Source organism: Cryobacterium zhongshanensis, from assembly GCF_022760445.1.
Classification (GTDB): Bacteria; Actinomycetota; Actinomycetes; order Actinomycetales; family Microbacteriaceae; genus Cryobacterium; species Cryobacterium algoricola.
In genome coordinates this window covers 89857-107916 of the sequence record NZ_JALGAR010000006.1, presented here as the reverse complement: position 1 = coordinate 107916, position 18060 = coordinate 89857, and the positions used below count along the sequence as shown (strand labels likewise).

Here is an 18060-nt window from a genome sequence, read left to right as displayed (position 1 = left end):
GGCGTAGGTCAAACGTGCACAGTGCCCGCCACACCAGCGCCGATGACGACACCGGAATCGAGATCCTGCCGGGTCTCGTCTGCGTCGATCTCACCGTCGCCGACGTGTCTGCCCTGACAGTTGGCGCCTTGGGAGACGCCCTCGCCGAGGCAGACGCCCAAGAACACGCGTCGAGCCTGGAAGCCACCGAGCTTCTGGGAGATCTCGACCTCAACCCGCTGTAACCCGCCCGAACATCATTCGACAGACCGGCACCAGCAGAACCAGGAGACACCGATGGCCGAGAGGCTCATCATCGCCATGACCGGGCTTGCCCAATCCGGAAAAGACACCGTCGGCGAGCACCTCGCCGCCGTGCACGGCTTCACCCGCGAGGCCTTCGCTGATGACATGCGCAAAGCCCTGTACGCCATCAACCCACCGGTGATCAGCACCGGCAACCCCTCCGGCGCGCCCTTTGAGATGCTCGCTGATTACGTTGATCGGGTCGGCTGGGACGAAGCACGCAAGCACGCTGGCGTCCACGGCCCTCTCCGCCGCACCGGCACTGAGGGCGGCTGGATGATCCACGGCGAACGCCTCTGGATCGACCGCGTCGAAAAACGAGTGCAAGCCCTGCGCCGCGGCATCCCGGTGGTCATCACCGATTGCCGCACCCCGCAAGAAGCCGCGTGGGTGCGAGAGCATGGTGGATTCATCTTCCGTGTCGACCGGGCCGGCCAGGCCTGCGAGCACGGCGAACTCGCCGTGCACAGCGCGGAGATCACCGCAATCGGGCACGATTTCCTGATCGTGAACAACGGCTCGCTCGCGTCACTACACGCGCAGGTCGACGCCGTGCTGAGCATGACCTCTGACCGGCACAAGGGGCGCCGCTGAGCGCAACGCCCGACACGCAAAAGCCCCCTTCCCCGCTGTGGCGGTGAGAAGGGGGCGGCTGCTGATCTGCGACGAGATCAGCTGGCCGGGCTACCTGCCGCCGGTGGAAGGTAGATGAACGGCACCCTCAGAACAGCTCCTTCGGAGATGACATTGACATCGCGTACTGCGTTGTAGTTGGCGATGTAATCAATGCTCATACCAAAACGAGCGGACAGCGACGTGAGGGTGTCGCCGTCCTGGATGTAGTAAACCTGATCCGCTTGTGCGGGTACCCCGGTCTGATCGCTACCGCGATCCGGGGGTGTTACGGGAGCATCCGTCCCCGGTACTGCGGTCCCGGGAACAGTTGTCGGCGGAGCCGTTGTCTGCGACTGGGAAGCCGGTGTTGGGGCTACGGCGGTCATCGCGCTCGTCGCGCCGACCCCGCCCAGAATCAGTACCGGAATCAGGACAGCTGCGACGAGAACGCCAGCCACCAAGGGGCCTTTTCCGTATCCCAGTGAGCTGCGTGTGCGGACTGGTCCAACCGGCTGTACCTCGGTGTTCAAGTCGTTGGCCATCTGCATCCCCATGCTCTTTCAGGAAGGAGCAAGACTGCCTCGTTGACACTCGATTCTGCTCGTATTCCAGTCTAATACACAATATGCTGGCATGGTGAGCCCGCAATAGTAAACCCAAAAGTAAACCCAGCAAAGCCATATCTCGCAACCACTTAGAAACCCAAAGAAAGCAGGCTCACAATGAGCATCCCCGCAGAGCGCCTTCGCGAAGGCCAGCAGATTCTCGTTCGCGGCAAGGTCTCCTTCTCGCGCCTCGCCCAGCTCGTCGACGGCGACGCCCTCCTCAGGAGCATCGAACAGGCCAAGCAGCGCGGCCAGCTGTACCCGACCAAGGTCCCGCACACCACGGTCAACCTCGTCGACGTGCAGGTCCTCGCCGCCAACCCGGCCGCGCCGACCACCGAAGAGCAGTTCGTCCAGGAGAAGACGTACACCGTCAAGAGCGGCGACAACGCCGGGAAGACCGGCTACAGCCTCGACAACAAGTCGGCCTACCTACCGACCGTGCTCGAGATGGACCCGGAGAACCCCGGCCAGTACCGCCAGCTCGTGCTCGAGCGCGACCTCGCCAGCGGCATCGAGGTGACCCTCGTGCTCCAGGTCTTCAAGAACGGCGACTACGAGAAGCGCGGCATCGGCCTGCAGCAGATCGTGCTCTCCGAGCCGGTGCGCTACTTCGCCTCCGCGGGCCTGGACGTCCCGGCCCTGGCGGCCCGTGGCATCGTCGTGAACGGCCCGATCCGCGCCATCGCTGGTGCGGACTCGACCGCCGTGGCCGCCGCGTTCCCGTCGAACGACGCGTACCCCGAAGCTGCCGTCCCGGCCAACAGCCAGGCAGACAGCCACGGCTACGCCGTTCCGACCGCCGGAGCGCAGGGAATCGTTCCCGTCCCGAGCCTCTCGGCGCAGGCGTTCCCCCTGAGCGCGCCGGTTGCCGTTCTGGCACCCGTCGCCGCGGCCCCGGTCGCAGCGCCCGTCGCCGCGCCGGTGGAGACCCCGCAGCAGCAGATCGCCCGTCTCCAGCAGCAGATCGCTGAGCAGGCAGCTGCCCAGAACGGCTCCGGCGGCGGTTCGCCGTTCGACGCACCGGTGCCTTCCGCGCCGGTCGGTGCCGCGGGTCCGTGGGACGTCCCCGGACAGGCCGCTGCCGCGTACCAGGGCTAGCACACCCGCATCACCATGAAACACTGAAGGGTCCGGGGCATTCGCCTCGGGCCCTTCTTCATACCTCACTCCAGCGATGAGCCGGGTGCGACGAGAAAGAGCCACGCAACCATGTCGAAAGAACCAAGCGCCGATGCCGATCCGCGGATCGCTATACCCCTCAGGGTCGCCCTGTTTGCCAGCAAGGAAATGGTTGCAGTAGTCGGATTGCTGGGTATCACCACCGTGATCTTCTTCGCCATGTTCGTCTACGCGGCCAGCTTCCTGCCGCAGGCGTCTTCTCAAACACCCCATCGGCTCGTCCTCGCGATCGCCTTGTTCACGGCCGTCTGCTCGCTGGCAACCGGCGCGACCATCGCCCAATATGCAATTCGGAAGAACATCGCGACCTACTGTCGCGACCACCCACTCCCCGTCTAAACAGGCCCTCACTTACCTCTCACACCAACGTCCCGGTCATCACGGCCGGGACGTTTTTTGCGCATTGCCTGGGCGAACAGGCGGCCACGCTTGCAGAAATCCCCGCGATGAAGCGGGTGACTCTGCAGCCGAATACACTCAATAAACACTCGAAAACCAGCAAACAACGGAGGCACGACCATGGTCGACATGAAAGAGGTCTGGACGAGCATTATCGTGTCATTGCTACTCATCTGCGGAATGATTTGGGCGCTGACGCTTCACTCAGCCCAACTCTCGCACAGCCAGATTTCCGATCCTTTCTGGTTTGCTACCAGCATTACGTTGCTCGCCCTTATCGGAATGATCGTTCTCGGTCTCGTGATCCTGTGGGCCGTGACTAGGAAACCGAAATTCCGATACACCAGCGTGACGACAACTGATGTTGATGGCGTGCTCAGTGTCTACGGACACCGCAACAAGCGCTCCAAGTTGATCACCAAGATCAACCTACGGGGGGTCGGCTTCATCAAACCGGACGTCGACTACCGGAATGGTGATGACTTCTTGGCCCTCTGGACGGCCAACCCACAGCTCGAATCAGATGACAGACTCGTCAACCCACGAGCTAAATATCTCAGGGACGCTGAGCTGCCGTGGCTTGAGCGTGACTTGGTTGACGCCGCAATTGTCGAGGCGCTCGCGCCATATCTTCGGTCCGGCCAAGTGGCCGGGCTAGTCGAAAACCAGTCACTCAGGTGGGTAGCCGCGCCGACGACGGCCACGCCCCCGATCGCCGCCGCCTGATCGCCACTCTTCGTCCCCTCACCCACCAACCACCGACCCCTCACACCAACGTCCCGGCCATCACGGCCGGGACGTTTTTCGTACCCCGAACGACCCACCACTCAGACCAAGGAGTCACCCTCGTGAACGACACCATCAAGATCGAGGACGCTCTCAAGGCGGTTCTCGACGAAGCGCTCGTGCAGGGCTTTCACGTCTTCGTGACTCGACCCACCGGCGCGGCCGCAACGCGCTTTGCCTACGTCTGCCGGGACCTCGACGGACCGTTCGCGGTCGTCAACGCGCCCCAGTTCTTCGGGCCGCCCTCGATTCAGGCGCCGATCAAGCCCTCACGCAAGTACGGGTCGTCGGTGCAGGTCAACTACGACGGCACCATCGCTGACGCCCTGCGCGCGCTGGAGCAGGTATGCGCTTCCGAGAACGTCACCGTCCTCTACAGCGGCCTCCCCGCGCCCGTGGTGCCCAACCACAGGGCCCGCAGCATCACTTCCTGGCCCGGCGGCGCAGACCGCTTCGTTGACCTCGCTGCGTGAACCCGCACCCACTCGCCCCACCTCACAATCAACCTCTTCCAAGGAGCCTCGAAATGACGACCACGACCACCACGAAGCCGCTCTCGATCATCACCATCGCGATGACGCAGACCATCACGACCACCTACCGCCTCACGGAGGCGCAGCTCGAGGAAGCCGGCCTGCCGACGACCGTCGAGGAACTCTCCGCGCTCGAGACCGACGTCCTCGGCGTCACGCTGCTCGACGAGGTCAACGAGCAGGATTATGCCGTCACCGAACGGGACATCGAGATCACCGCCGAGACCCTGACTGCCCCCGAGGTCTTGGCCGGCGAGTAGTCCGCACTTCCGATCACAGCGAAGGGTCCGGGCACACCTCGGGCCCTTCGCAGACTCTCCCCCGGTGTGGACAACGCACCGCCACGCCAGAAAGCAACCCCGCTCATGCCAAACACTCTGAAAATCCGCGACACCGCAAAACCACTCGTGCCTCTCAAATTCGCACTGTTCGGCAATGCACTCACCCTGACCGGGAACCTGTTCCTCGTCAGCCTCGTGGCATATATCGTCCTCAACGGTTACGCCGGCGACCTGGAATTCTGGGACACGCTTCCCGCTATCCTCCCGGTCATGATGGTGATCTTGCTCCTCATGATTTTCGCCAGCTCATTTGGCTTGATGATTCGAGAGAACGTCGACAAGTACCGTCGCGAGCACGTGCTCGCACGCCGAACTGCACACCCGGCGGGAACCCGGTGACCGATACCCGCAGACCAAGAACGACGTCCTGAACGAAGCGGACGAGGCAACGATCACTATCGTGGTCTACGAGGAGACTTTGGCGACCTATCGGTTCCCGTGGTGCTCCCCCGCGACGTGAGGCTTCCCACGACGAGCGAAGATCTCCCAATCGCTGTAGTCGGGCATCGTCGAAGACATCGACCTGTCCTACTACGCCGTCCAAGAGCGTCGGATCAGCCTCCGCACCGACGCAAAGCAACTGAAACGAGAAGGCCCATGCCAGACGAGAACACCCCTGAAAACACGCGGGCCGCCTTCCCGGAGTTCTACAGCAACCCCATCATCAACGCGATCGCCGACATCCCCCGATGGACCGTCTCGGACAACGAGAAGATGCCCATCAACATGCGCGAACTCATGAAGACCGGGCGCATCTGGGGCGCGCACGAGATCAGCGACGAGTGCCTCGTGACGCTGGACAACATGGTCGACTTCCTGCCCGCCGCGGCGAACAACGCGTTCTACCTACGCGCTCAGACCGATGGCTTCGTGGTGCTCGACATCGAAAAGACCTGCCCGCCGGACATCGCCCTGGAGCTCCTGAAGCTCCCCAACTTCTACTCCGAGCTGTCGATGAGCGGCAAGGGCTATCACCTGGTTCTCCCACTTCCGACGAACTTCTGGGAGTACCCGATCGCCACCGGCAAGAAGGTCCTGAAAGAAGAGCACGGCTGGTACGAGATCCTCCTCGACCACTGGGTGACCTTCACCCGAGTCCCCGTCCCCGCCGGTCGGCTGCACCCTGACCTGGAGCCCGGCGCGTGGGAATTGCTCTACGCGACGCTGGCCGAAGGCGCCATCGAAGCGCCCACGTCCGAGTTCGACCTCTCGGCCGAACGCCCGGAGATCCCGCGGCTCGAACAGATCCTGGACCTGATGACGCGCAAGCCTCTGGAGAAGTCTCTCGAGGACTTCAACTCGGACTACTCGCGGTTCGAGTTCTCGGCCCTCGGCGTGCTCTACAACCGCATGAGGCCGATCCTCGTTGCCATTGCCGACGCCGAACCTGACGCGGTCCTCGATGAGTCAGTCAAGTCCTGGCTGATCTACGAGGCTGCGACCCGCATTCTCCCGCACCGTGAAAAGCACGACGAGATCCGTAACGGGCTACCCCTGCTGCTCAACGCAGCGGTAGCTCTCGTGGCACGTCGCCTCGGCGACCAAGCCGCGGAAGACGCTCGCGACTAGCCCCTTGAAAGGAGGCGCCCCTTGGACCCCATCACCCGCGCCATCCTCATTACAGCCATTGCAGTCGGCATCCTCATCATCGTGACCGTCGCCGGCTCGCTGTGGATGCTCAAGGGCGGAGCGCAGCGGCAATCGCAAGCGCGCATGCCGCAAGCAACCCGCCGAGCAGCACCCACTCACCGGTCCCCCCTGCCTGATACAGAGCCACGTGTCTTCCCGTCTGCCCCACGGAGACCTCGCCACTAGGCAAGCGGACAAGCCGGTACCGCCCGAGCGGATAGAAACGCGCTCGACCCGACGCGCTCAGCCCATCCATCGCGCAATGCAGCCACGCCCCGAGCCAGAGCCAGACGATCAGCCGGGTCGGCGGGGCGAGCGCTACGACGAAGAGCGCAATCAGCGCCCAGTCCGTGTGCAACAGGCCGCGATGCGGCCCCGGCATGCCAAAAGGCAGCCAGCGACCGAGCATCGAATGCTTCGAGTCGAGATCAGGGACCAGCGTGCCCAAAGCGAGCAGCAAGACCGCAGCGACGAGGTAAACGACCCCGCCGGCGCCCTCATGGGGAAACAGCCATGCCCAAATCCATTGCGCTGCCCCACTCACCGGGTGATCGCCCACCCAGGCGGGGATCCCCTGCCCGATGATGCTCGTCGGCCAAGACGCCACCTCGCGGATCCAAGCATCTGAGGTGACGGCCGTGGCACTCGTCTGATCGCGCAGCGCGCCGAGCCAGACGAATGCGGTCGCCGCGATCGCACCGTTCGCCACTAGGTGGCTGTGCCCCATCATCCAGATCAACTCTCAATCACTGCGTATGTGCTCGTTTACGAGCATTTACCTAATCCTATCTGAGGAGGCTCCATGCCTATCAGCACCGAACTCGAAACCCCCGTCGCCGCGACCGCCGCCGCAGAGCCGGAAGGAGCGCTCGAGCCCGAACTCGACGCCATCAACGCTGTCGTCTACGTCATCGAAAGCAGCTACAACCACCGCGACCAGGACAACCGCCCCGCGTCTGAAGAGGCTCTCGTCGTCGACGAGGGTTGGTTCGCGGACCATGCATCCGCTGACGCTCGATGCGTGCAGCTCAACGCCCGGAACCGGGCGTACTACGACACCTCTATGGCGACCAAGGAACGCAACCACAACGCCCTGATCCGGGTTGCCGAAAAGAAGAACCTCGAAGCCGCCGCGATTCGCTCGGCAGGGTTGCCCAAAGCCGACGTGGCTGTGCCGCCGGCCTTCGCGCCCGAAACCTTCGAGAAGTTCTTCTCCGGTTCCAACCACACCACCTACGCGCCGATCCCGATTCGTCGTTCCGACCACGACGGCATTGCCCGAGCGGCAACCGTCTAGGCCACGCGCTACGCGCTACCACCCGCTCACCTGAGCGACCAATTCTCAAAGCTCGGGCTCCGGGCAGAACGGACCATCATGACCGCAATCAACGATGCGCTTCCCACCAACGAGCGTGAAGCCCGGATCGCCTGGTCCCTGCTCACGGAGCCGGGGGACGTGATCGCCCACCGTTACCGCAACCACTTCGACACCACGCTGGAGTCTGTGCTTTCGGTCATCGAGCCGAATCTTCAGGGCTGGCCGTGGGTCTCCGCACCGCGCGCTGACGGCCTGGTCGATGCCGTGCTCGACGCCGAGGACCTCGAGTACCGCGTCGGCATGGCGCGCTGGCTTCCTCGCCACGGTGCCGCCGAGTTCGCCGCCGTGCTCGCGCAGCTCACGGTGCACAACATCCAGACCGTGATCCCCGGCGACGACAACTGGCCCGGCGAACGCTTCGAGTCCCGCCTGGGAGAAACCGTGCCGGTGATCCTCTACGTGCGCGGTGACGCTGAACTGCTGAACCAGCAGCGCAACATCGTCGGTCTGACTGGAGCTCGCGCGGCCACCGGGTACGGCGAACACGTAGCCATGGAGCTCGCAGCTGGGCTGGTCGACCGCGGGTACGTTCTGACGGCCGGAGCCGCATACGGCATCGACGGCATGGTTCACAGGACTGTGCTCGCGAGCCGTGGCAAGACCATTGCCGTCCTCGCCGGCGGAGTGGATCGCTCCTACCCGTCGGGCCACGAGGCCCTGCTGGAGCGAATTGCAGACGACGGCGCAGTCGTGTCCGAGATGCCCCCGGGCACCTCGCCGACTAGATGGCGCTTCATGTCCAGGAACCGCATCATCGTGGCGCTGGCTGACGCCCTCGTCGTCGTCGAGGCCGGATTCCGATCGGGCTCTCTCAACTCGGCCTCACATGCCTCCGCTATGGGCGTCCCCCTGGGCGCCGTACCGGGGCCGATCACCTCACCCGCCAGCGCGGGATGCCACCGCTTGATCCGGGAGTCTGGTGCGGCCTGCATCACGTCCGTCGGCGAGATCGTCGAGCTGACCGCATGAGCACGCCCGATCTCTAGACGCTGACCGCGCACCTGTCCCCCAACACCAACCCACCAGAGGAGCCCACCATGGCCCGAACCACCCGAACCACCCGAACCACCCTCGCGTTCACGCTCCTCCGTACGGGAAACGAACGTGAAGACCTCTCCGTCGTCGCCGCCAAGGCCGGCGAACTCCACAACGAGCTCCTGGACGGCAGCGGGCTGTCGGAAGGCGTCATGCGAGATGACGACGGCTTGCTTGCTGTCTGGGAAATCCGCACCGACGACACTCCCTAATGCTGACAGCGGCCGAAACGCGCTGCGTTGCCCGTGCCCGCACAGCGGACCCCGGGGATGACCAAGGTTTCGTGGTGAAAAGCAGCACAAGAGAGGACGCCGACAGAGGCTCGGCGTCCTCCACTGCGTGAGCATGGCGCGAATGCGCTCTGCCCTCGTTGCGGCCAGAGCAGCTGCGCAGGGCGCAGCCGGGGGAGGTTGCGACTGCCGGTGCAGGGGCGTGGGCCCTGCCCGGCCTGCCGCTAAACGAAGGCTCTTCCCACTCCTGTGGGTTCCGAGCCGATACCGGTGACCCAAAAAAACACCCCGAGAACACCCACCAGACCCTGAGGAGAGATCGTGACCAGCAGAACCGTCATGGCTGCCCGTGTGAGCCACGCATCGCTACGCAGCGGCGGCCGGAGCGTATATATCTGCGCCCCGGTGGCCCAAGCCACCAGCCCGGAGTACGAGTCGCGAATCGACGCCGTGCTGGCGAAACTCATCCGGTTCGACGACCGGCTGCTCTACCCGAGCCAGCCGGGAGACACCCTCAGCGCCGACTCCGTGGTCGCGTTCGGTGAAAAACACGGCCTCTTCACCTACCCGATGAGCGGTGAAAACTCACCGCCCGATCTCGTGATCGTCATCGTCGACCCCCTCGGAGGGAACCCGCTCAGCGCCGCCGCCCGCTTGCTCGCGATGTACCAGCGCGCAGACCTTATCGTCTCCGAACTCCCCGTCCACTTCGACTGAGCCTCGCTCAACGACCACCCATTCACCGGTAGCGACAGCGCCGCGAACAGACAAGGAAATTACCGTCATGAAGTTCAACGAAACCCTCACCGAGATCATCCGCATCGACCTCGAGATCGGCTCCGTTCCCGCCCTGATGGGCGAGCCCGGAATCGGCAAGTCCTCCTTCGTCGAGGCCCTGGCCCTGGCCATGGACACGAAAGCGTTCGTGCTGCCGTGCAACCAGCTCGCCGACAAGGCCGACCTCACCGGCGCACGCCTCGTGCCCACCGATGACGGCAAGAGCTGGAACCAGGTCTTCTACCCGCACATGGTCGTCCAGCAGGCAATCGAGTATGCCCGCCTGAACCCGCGCGAGTGGCCCGTCCTGTTCTTCGACGAGATCAACCGCACGACGCCGGACGTCACCTCCGCGGTGCTGACGATGATCACCCTGCGCCAGCTGGGCAAGGAGATCCTCCCGGAGAACCTGCGCATCGTCGTCGCCGGAAACGACAAGGGCAACGTGGTCGCCCTGGATGACGCCAGCGTCTCGCGCTTCTCGATCTACCACGTCGAGCCCGAGGCTCAGACGCTGATCGCGATCCTCGGCGCAGAGCTGAACCCCTACGTGAAGAACATCCTGGTGCGCTTCCCGCACCTCGTCTTCGAGAAGGGTGCGCCCAACGCCATCTTGGTCGACGGAACCGACGACGACGATGACGACGCCACCAAGGCCAGCTACAGCGACCTGCTCGACTCCGGCGAAGAGATGCTCCAGCTCACCACGCCTCGCACGATCCAGAGCATCAGCCGCTGGCTCAATGCTGTGGACCCGACGAAGCTCCAGGAGTACCTCCAGACCCAGATGATCACCAACGGTCGCGAGACCACGATGCTCAACGAGGTCATCGAAGCGCACATCGGCAACACCGAGTTCGCAACGCACCTCGTTGCGGAGATCGCCACCGGGATCAACTCCGGTGCGGCCGCCCAGATCCAGTCCCTGACGGCCCCGAAGCCGAACTGCTTCGCGAGCCTGAAGCTGGCCCAGTCGGTCACCGACCTCGAGGACCTCATCAGCGGTCTGACGCTTCACGAGAAGTCCGGATCACTGCTCTACGCACTGTACGAGCACGCCGACAACAAGGTCATCATCGAGCAGCTCTCCCAGCAGACTCCGACGATTGAGGGCGACCACCTCCGCCTTCTGGTGCAGCTCGCTGCACAGTCAATGCTCGACGACACGAACGTTCAGGCGCTCTTCGGCACGACCACCACGGTGAGCGAGTCGACCAAACTCATGCTCAGCGCATTCATGCCGTAACCAGCACTCACCGACGGAAAGGGATCCTCTGCAACCTGCAGAGGGTCCCTTTTCTACACCCACACGAAATTTAGGAGGAGCCGTGGCTCTCACGCTCGGCGGGCAGAAACCCGCCATCATCAATCCGGTGCACACCCTCCCCATCAACGGGGACTACGACCCCGTCGCCGCCATTTTCAAGTCGATCGTCGAGCCACTCTTCGAGCCCCTCACCGCCGGAGGCACCGTCTCCGTGACGGACCAACGGAACCACGCCGTGGCCGACACGGACGTCCTCGGGCTCATCCTTCGCGCCGTGGGTCCCACTGTCGATGCGCAGGCGGAGGGTGAGATCAAATCACTCCTCCAGCAGGGGCTGGTCAACTATGACCAGAACACACCACTGCTCGTGAACGAGCTCTTCGTCGTCCAGGCTGGGCACTCGCACCGACTGCCCAACCCCGGACCGCGCACGATCTACACCGCGGCTCACGACGTGATCCCCACAGCCAAGAGCCTCCTCGGCGGCCACGCCAAGGACGACGGCGAATTCTTCGCCAGCATCGCCTACACGTACTCGCCGGAAGCCCTGGGCTTCTGGTTCCAGACAGCCGGCGCCTTCGACGACTTCACCGCCTGGCTGATGCTGCAGACTGCGAACCTGTCGGCCGTCCTGCCCGGAGCTACCCTGAAGCTGCTCAACGACTTCGCCCAGACAAACCTGAAGGGCCTCGCCGAGGGCTACGTCCTGCGCAAGGACGACTCGGACGCCAATGAGGAGTACTCGTTCGCCCGGATCATCGTTCACATGCTGATGCAGTACCAGCAGCAGAACGCCACCGTGTGGGGCAACCAGCCGTTGGCCGGCACCCTGCCGTTCGTGATCTCGGAGCTCTACCTGCCGCGGACGATCATCCTCGTCAACGTCGAGGCGCACGCGCGCGCGACGCCGAAGAAGGTCGATAACGAGTGGAGGCTCATCAACGCCTCCGTCGCCTCGCCCATCAAGGTGATCTCGAACAGGGCGCTGAGCAAGCTCACCGCGATGCCCCGCGCCATGGCGAAAGCCGCAGCGCGAGCAGCCAATGCCCAGAGCAACAAGGGCGCGCTGACCGGTCGTTCGGCCAAGATCACCTTCCGCAAGCAGGCCCCGACCAAGGTCGAGATCGAAAAGGGTCTCCTCCGGGTGCTTCGCCGGATGAAGGAGGTCAGCCGCTCGCAGAACGTGCTGAAGAAGACCAAGACGACTTTCTCGAAGGCGAATCGTCGCGATCCGCTGGACTTCAACCGGCCCGGCAAGATCACCTCCACGCACTACCTGCCCGACCTGCACATCTACATCGACACCTCGGGATCCATCTCCGAGGCGAACTACCAGCAGGCCGTCCTGATGCTGATCAAGCTCGCCAAGAAGCTCAACGTCGACCTGTACTTCAACTCGTTCTCGCACGTCATGTCCCAGGAGATCCTTCTCCGCACCAAGGACAAGTCCGTGCTGCGGATCTGGGAGGAGTTCCGGAAGCTGCCCAAGGTCACCGGGGGCACCGACTACAAGCAGATCTGGGAGTACATCAACGTCTCAGAGAAGCGCAAGCGCCGGCTCTCCCTCGTCGTCACTGACTTCGAGTGGTCACCGTCAACGCAGCGCGAGCAGCATCCGGCGAACCTCTACTACGCGCCGTGCTCGAGCATGAACTGGAAAACCATCGTCCAGTCCGCCGGGTACTTCTCGAAGTCGATGCGTCACATCGAGCCGGCCATCGCGCAACGGCTCATCGGTCTGGTCGCCTGACCTGTCCGAATGACTAGGGCGTGCCTCGACGCGAATTCCATCAGGGATTCAACTCGCGTCGAGGCACGCCCCGTCACACTCACTCGAACTACGAGAGGAAATCACCCACCATGGGACTCAGCGACTACACGAACCCGAACGACGACGACACCACCGGCAACGGCGGCGGCAACGGCGGCGGCAACGGCGGCACCGGCGGCGGCAACATGCCTCCCTACCCCGGCATGGGCGGCGTCACCGGGCAGCTCGACGACATCAAAGAGATGCTCATCGACTACAACGAGCGTTTCAAGAACGCCGACCCCACCCTGTTCCGCGATGCGCTCATCTCGCAGACAGTCTCGGTGCTCATCGGAAAGAACAAGCCGAACCCGCTGCTCGTCGGCCCCGCCGGCGTCGGCAAGACTCGCATTGCGGAGGAAATCGCGCGGCTCATCGTCACGAAAAATCCCCTGATTCCGGCGCAGTTGGCCGGGTACACCGTCTACGAGCTGCCGCTCAGCAACCTCGTCGCCGGAGCAGGCATCGTGGGCCAGCTCGAGGAGCGTCTCGCAGCGATCGTCGACTTCGCCACGAACAAGAAGAACAAGGTCATCTTGTTCATCGACGAGATCCACCAGCTCCTGGACAAGCACGACCCCACCCTCAAGAAGGTGTCGCAGATCCTGAAGCCCGCACTGGCCCGCGGGGACATGCACTTGATCGGCGCAACGACGATGAACGAAGCGCGCGCCTTCGACAACGACCCCGCCTTCCAGCGACGCTTCTCCCGCTTGATCGTGGACGAGCTCACTCGTGAGCAGACGGTGGCGGTCCTGTTCTCCGCTCGGGCCTCGTACCTGACCCACTACAAGAACAAGGTCTCCGTCTCCGACGACGTGCTCACCAAGCTCGCCGTCATCGCTGATGAGAACTCCCGTGCGTCCTCGCACCGACCGGACAACGCCCTCACCCTGCTCGACCGCGCGATGGCTGACACCGTCGTTGCGCACAGCACCGCGATCGCGAAAGCGACTGCCATGGGCAACCTCGCCGCGGCGCAGGCCATCCAGAGCGTAGCGACGATCCCCCTCGGGGAATCGAAACTGCGCGCGGTGGCTGTGCGGCTGATGACGGGCCTGGCTGCGAAAGAGTCCTACGACGAAACCCGCGTTCTCACCGAACTCGGGCGTATCAAGGGGCAGGACGAGATCGTTGCCGAACTGATCGACGCGCTGCGGCGTGACGACCTGGGTGCGTTCCCGCGCAAGAAACCGATGGCCTGGATGTTCGCGGGCCCTTCGGGTGTCGGCAAGACCGAGGTCGCGAAGATCATCGCTCAGGAACTCACCAACCAGCCGCCGATCATGCTCAACATGGGCGAGTACCACAGCGAGTACGACGCGTCGCGTCTGATCGGTGCGGGGCCCGGCTACGTGGGCAGCGAATCCGACAAGGAGCTGCCGTTCGACACGCTGGAGTCCAACCCGTACCGGGTGATCCTCCTCGACGAAATCGAGAAGGCGCACAAGGTGATCCACCGTCTGTTTCTGACAGCCCTCGACGAGGGCTGGATGCGGATGGCCAGTGGAAAGGTGATCGACTTCTCCAAGACGATCATCATCTCCACCACCAACGCCGCACGCGAGTCGATGAACAAGCCGCTGATCGGATTCACGGCTTCAAACGGTCCCCGCCGCCTCACGGCGCAGGAGCTGACCAAGGCCCTTCAGGAGAACTTCGACCCGGAGTTCCTGGGTCGGTTCTCCAAGGTGATCGCCTTCGCCCCGCTGTCGCGGGAAACCTACGAAGAGATCCTCGTCGCGAGCTACACCCGCGAGCGTGAGCGCATCGTCGAGTCAGACCCTCTGACTGCGATGCTCATCCCGACGTCGATCGACGCGGACCTCCTGGCCCGCACTGTGCAGGAGACCTTCCTGGTCGACCAGGGCGCCCGCCCGGCAGAACTTGCCGCGCGTCTGCTCATCGAAGACGCGGTCCTCGCCGCGCGCTTCCCGACTGCACCGGCCATTCCGGTCGTAGGCACGGCGGCGCCGCTGGATGAGGATCTCGTCACCGCATAACGCGTCCCGTTGGGAAAAGAAGGGGAGGGGTGAAAACTCCTCCCCTTTCGCGTCGAATTCGCCGTATCAGCCGCGCCGTACCACGCAGCGCAGCGCCATCCCCAACGCAAAGCCATCCCGCTCGCACCCCTCCGGTGCAGAGCGAAAATAACCAGAGAGAAGCCAGACGATGCCTATTCAGCTCGATGACCTCACCACACTGTCCTCGGCCACCGCGGTCAAAGCACTCACCCCGAAATACTTCAGCAGCGAGCTCACCGGTTCGGGCAAGACCGTCGGTCTCCTGAACCAGTACGTCCGCCCGAGCCGCTACCAGTTGGGCTCCAGCGCACGGACCATGTCCACGACCGCTGTGACGGCCAAGACCAAGAGCTCCGGCAGCAACGTGACCACCTTCACGATCCCGATGGGTCTGCTTGCGCAGTACTCGGTCGAGCACAACGCCGCCAAGGGCCTGGGCTACGCGGTGCCGTTCGACACCGACCGCTACGACGTCACGAACAACGCGACGACGCTCGACTACGACGTGTTCCTCGACATGACGCCCCAGGGCATCGTGCTGCACAAGGACGAGAACGGCGACAAGATCAGCAAGGACCTCAACGTCCTCTACCGGATGGAGATCTACGTCCTCGCCAAGGGGTCGACCACGCAGAAGGTCCGCATGGTCTCCTCGGCGCCCTACAGCCACGGGGCGTTCAAGAGCACCGACGAGTTCTCGATGATGCGGTGGAGCTACGCCCCCCTCGACGACATCGAAGAGTTCATCAAGGACGCCACCCACAACATCGCCGCCAACGGCGCCAGCGTTTTCGTCGACATCGACGAGATGGCCGAATGGATGAACGACTACGACGTGTACGAGCGCATCTGCCGGCTGGCAGATGCCTGGTCGGGCGATGGCGTCGCTGACGCCCTCTCGGGTCACATCACCGAACTGTTCGCCAACGGACAGCCCGACGACCAGACGCTGCATCACCTCGCGATGCAGCTGCGCTACCTCGAGACCTACAACGTCTCGCTGGCCGCGTACCGCTCCATTCATGCCACCATCAACGGTGTGTGCCCGCCGGCCATCGCCAGCACCCTGAGCAAGCAGAACCTGAACCTGCTCATGTCGCACACCCTGGAGCACCTCAACTCCATGAAGGGGCAGCTCTCGACCCCGCCGGCCGGGCAGAACAGCGCCTGGGTCATGCCCGGTCACTTCTCTGCTCAGCAGCGCGCAGCGATCTCCACATCGGAAGAGCTCACGCTCGTGCAGGCCGGGGCGGGCACCGGCAAGTCCACTGTGATCCTGGGGCGCATCGAGCACCTCACGTCGCAGGGTGTGGACCCGCGGGACATTGCCGTGCTGTCCTTCACCAACGCGGCCGCGGACAACATCACGGAGAGGAACCCCGCCGTGAAGTCGATGACCATCGCGCGCATGATTCACGACATCTACTCGCTGAACCACTCGACGCACGAACTGTCCTCGATCGACACGATCTTGAACAGCATCGACATCTTCTACCCGAACAGCGACATCGCACGCTCCTTCCGGCGCGTGATGATGGACGTCGACAAGCTCCAGCCCGGAGCGACGACGCTGCTGAACGCGTTCATCGAGAAGTACGAGACCGAGGTCATGGAGATCCTTGACCGGATCGGTCAGACCTGCCTCGAGCTGGAGATCGTGATCGCCTACCAGCAGATCGACACGATGGTCGAGCCACCGCACGTCCATAGCAAGTACCTCATCATCGACGAGGTGCAGGATAACTCGATCTTCGAGTTCATCTACCTGCTCAAGTACGTGGCCAAGCACCGCGAGAACATGTTCATCGTCGGCGACGCTTCGCAGACGCTGTACGAGTTCCGTGCGTCGAACCCGAAGGCGCTCAACGCGCTCGAGGAGTCCGGCGTCTTCGCGACGTTCCAGCTGACGACGAACTACCGGAGCAACCAGGAAATTCTGGACTTCGCAAACGTCCACCTGGCGGACATCGAGGCCAACGCCGCGGCCCAGCTGCGTCTTCAGGCCAACTCGCTGGCAGTGCCGACCGCAGCCTCCTTCCAGGAGAAGGTGACGGTGAACTACCAGCACTTCCAGTACCTCACGAAGTTCCGTGACGAGCTGGCTGGCTTTATCGCGGTGGACGTGCGTCCGTACATCGAAAAGTGCCTCGCGCGCGGGGAGCAGGTCGCCTTCCTCGCGTATGCCCGCATGGACATCAGCATCATCGAGAAGAAGCTCCAGGAGATGTTCCCGAACGAGAACGTCGCCAACCTCGTCAGCGACAAGACGTACGCCACCACGGTGTTCAGCCAGTACATCAAGATGTTCTGGAACGACGTCCTCCAGGTCGACCCGTCCGACGCCGCCTTTGTGATCCACAAGGGCATCAACGACAACCTCGACCAGCTCACCAAGAACGCTGCGAAAGCAGCTCCATCGGTGGCCCGGATGACGTCGGAGTGGTGGATCGCCAGCGCCAGTGACATCAACGGATGGCTCGGTCTGTTCCAGGCCGGCCAGATGACGGCTGACGCCTTCTTCGGGCTTCTGCGCGACAACGTCCTCGGCTACGAGATCCGCCACAACGGGGTCAAGCAGTCGCTGATGAACCAGAAGAACCGTGAACGGAAGGAGAAGAACCTCAAGGCGAAGGCCAACCTCGTTGTGAGCACCATCCACGGCGCCAAGGGTCTCGAGTTCGACAACGTCGTGGTCATCCACAAGTTCGACCCCCAGATGAAGGAGGCCGACAAGCGCATGTTCTACGTCGCCTTCACTCGGGCGATGAAGAGCATGTACGTGCTCTCCTACGGCAACGCCAAGAAGCCTCGCATCGAGGCTGACTACGAGATGCTCGTCGGCGCGCTCGAAAAGCGTGACGCGCTGACCGTGCTGCGTTCGCAGGGCGTGAACACCGACATCATGTCGGACGACGAGGTCGAGGCCGCGCTGGCCATCCTCATGGGGGCAGCGACGTCGAACGACGACGCCGTCCAGGGCGACGAGGAAACCGCCGACCCGAGCGGACACGTCGAGGCATTGGCACGCCTCGACAGCGAGCTCGAAGCCGGTATCTCCGACGACGAGTCTGACTCCGTCACGGACGACTCGGCGTTCACCGCGGTCACGGTCTAACCGCTCGCCAGCACCACCGCACCACCAGCACGACAGCGCCACTGAGTGA

At 63.6% G+C, this 18060-nt stretch carries 19 protein-coding genes; 17 read left to right on the top strand and 2 right to left on the bottom strand.

Annotated features, from left to right (window positions below; all coding sequences use genetic code 11):
* Nucleotides 1-14 precede the first annotated feature (14 nt).
* Together MQH31_RS17710 and MQH31_RS17705 are read left to right on the top strand one after the other, a co-directional pair.
* Nucleotides 15-224 (top strand): hypothetical protein, encoded by a 210-nt coding sequence (locus MQH31_RS17710; RefSeq protein WP_243013134.1) that lies wholly within the window; start codon nt 15-17, stop codon nt 222-224.
* Nucleotides 225-276: 52 nt separating this feature from the next.
* On the top strand, nt 277-879 hold the full coding sequence (locus MQH31_RS17705; RefSeq protein WP_243013133.1) for a nucleoside/nucleotide kinase family protein: 603 nt from the start codon (nt 277-279) through the stop codon (nt 877-879).
* A gap of 77 nt (nt 880-956) precedes the next feature.
* On the opposite strand, the gene MQH31_RS17700 is transcribed toward MQH31_RS17705, so the two are convergent.
* Nucleotides 957-1448, bottom strand: coding sequence for a LysM peptidoglycan-binding domain-containing protein (locus MQH31_RS17700; protein ID WP_243013132.1), 492 nt, complete (start codon nt 1446-1448; stop codon nt 957-959).
* Nucleotides 1449-1622: 174 nt separating this feature from the next.
* On the opposite strand from MQH31_RS17700, the gene MQH31_RS17695 reads away from it, so the two are divergent.
* The 7 genes from MQH31_RS17695 (at nt 1623) to MQH31_RS17665 (ending at nt 6315) form a co-directional block, all read left to right on the top strand.
* Nucleotides 1623-2606: a hypothetical protein gene (locus MQH31_RS17695; RefSeq protein ID WP_243013131.1), complete on the top strand. Its 984-nt coding sequence runs from the start codon at nt 1623-1625 to the stop codon at nt 2604-2606.
* Between the two features lie 111 nt (nt 2607-2717).
* Complete coding sequence (locus MQH31_RS17690; RefSeq protein ID WP_243013130.1) at nt 2718-3026, top strand: hypothetical protein; 309 nt, start codon at nt 2718-2720, stop codon at nt 3024-3026.
* A gap of 180 nt (nt 3027-3206) precedes the next feature.
* The gene (locus MQH31_RS17685) at nt 3207-3812 is read left to right on the top strand and encodes a hypothetical protein (RefSeq protein ID WP_243013129.1); all 606 of its coding nucleotides are present in this window, start codon (nt 3207-3209) and stop codon (nt 3810-3812) included.
* Nucleotides 3813-3934: 122 nt separating this feature from the next.
* Nucleotides 3935-4345 carry a hypothetical protein gene (locus MQH31_RS17680; protein ID WP_243013128.1) on the top strand — a complete coding sequence of 137 codons (411 nt, stop codon included), beginning with the start codon at nt 3935-3937 and terminating at the stop codon, nt 4343-4345.
* A gap of 53 nt (nt 4346-4398) precedes the next feature.
* On the top strand, nt 4399-4665 hold the full coding sequence (locus MQH31_RS17675) for a hypothetical protein (RefSeq protein WP_243013127.1): 267 nt from the start codon (nt 4399-4401) through the stop codon (nt 4663-4665).
* Nucleotides 4666-4731: 66 nt separating this feature from the next.
* Nucleotides 4732-5085, top strand: coding sequence for a hypothetical protein (locus tag MQH31_RS17670; protein WP_243013126.1), 354 nt, complete (start codon nt 4732-4734; stop codon nt 5083-5085).
* Between the two features lie 258 nt (nt 5086-5343).
* On the top strand, nt 5344-6315 hold the full coding sequence (locus MQH31_RS17665; protein WP_243013125.1) for a hypothetical protein: 972 nt from the start codon (nt 5344-5346) through the stop codon (nt 6313-6315).
* Nucleotides 6316-6424: 109 nt separating this feature from the next.
* On the opposite strand, the gene MQH31_RS17660 is transcribed toward MQH31_RS17665, so the two are convergent.
* Nucleotides 6425-7105, bottom strand: a complete 681-nt coding sequence (locus MQH31_RS17660; RefSeq protein WP_243013124.1) for a metal-dependent hydrolase — start codon at nt 7103-7105, stop codon at nt 6425-6427.
* 72 nt (nt 7106-7177) lie between these two features.
* Here MQH31_RS17660 and MQH31_RS17655 point away from each other — a divergent pair, with 72 nt between their 5' ends.
* From MQH31_RS17655 to MQH31_RS17620, 8 genes are all read left to right on the top strand, one after another.
* On the top strand, nt 7178-7672 hold the full coding sequence (locus tag MQH31_RS17655) for a hypothetical protein (protein WP_243013123.1): 495 nt from the start codon (nt 7178-7180) through the stop codon (nt 7670-7672).
* A 78-nt stretch (nt 7673-7750) separates the two neighbouring features.
* Nucleotides 7751-8722 carry a DNA-processing protein DprA gene (gene dprA, locus MQH31_RS17650; RefSeq protein ID WP_243013122.1) on the top strand — a complete coding sequence of 324 codons (972 nt, stop codon included), beginning with the start codon at nt 7751-7753 and terminating at the stop codon, nt 8720-8722.
* A 68-nt stretch (nt 8723-8790) separates the two neighbouring features.
* Nucleotides 8791-9000, top strand: a complete 210-nt coding sequence (locus MQH31_RS17645) for a hypothetical protein (protein WP_243013121.1) — start codon at nt 8791-8793, stop codon at nt 8998-9000.
* Nucleotides 9001-9339: 339 nt separating this feature from the next.
* Nucleotides 9340-9735, top strand: a complete 396-nt coding sequence (locus tag MQH31_RS17640; protein ID WP_243013120.1) for a hypothetical protein — start codon at nt 9340-9342, stop codon at nt 9733-9735.
* Between the two features lie 67 nt (nt 9736-9802).
* Nucleotides 9803-11041, top strand: a complete 1239-nt coding sequence (locus tag MQH31_RS17635) for an AAA family ATPase (RefSeq protein ID WP_243013119.1) — start codon at nt 9803-9805, stop codon at nt 11039-11041.
* 82 nt (nt 11042-11123) lie between these two features.
* Complete coding sequence (locus tag MQH31_RS17630) at nt 11124-12812, top strand: vWA domain-containing protein (protein ID WP_243013118.1); 1689 nt, start codon at nt 11124-11126, stop codon at nt 12810-12812.
* A gap of 110 nt (nt 12813-12922) precedes the next feature.
* Nucleotides 12923-14875: an AAA family ATPase gene (locus MQH31_RS17625; protein ID WP_243013117.1), complete on the top strand. Its 1953-nt coding sequence runs from the start codon at nt 12923-12925 to the stop codon at nt 14873-14875.
* A gap of 169 nt (nt 14876-15044) precedes the next feature.
* Complete coding sequence (locus MQH31_RS17620) at nt 15045-18011, top strand: UvrD-helicase domain-containing protein (protein ID WP_243013116.1); 2967 nt, start codon at nt 15045-15047, stop codon at nt 18009-18011.
* Nucleotides 18012-18060 lie beyond the last annotated feature (49 nt).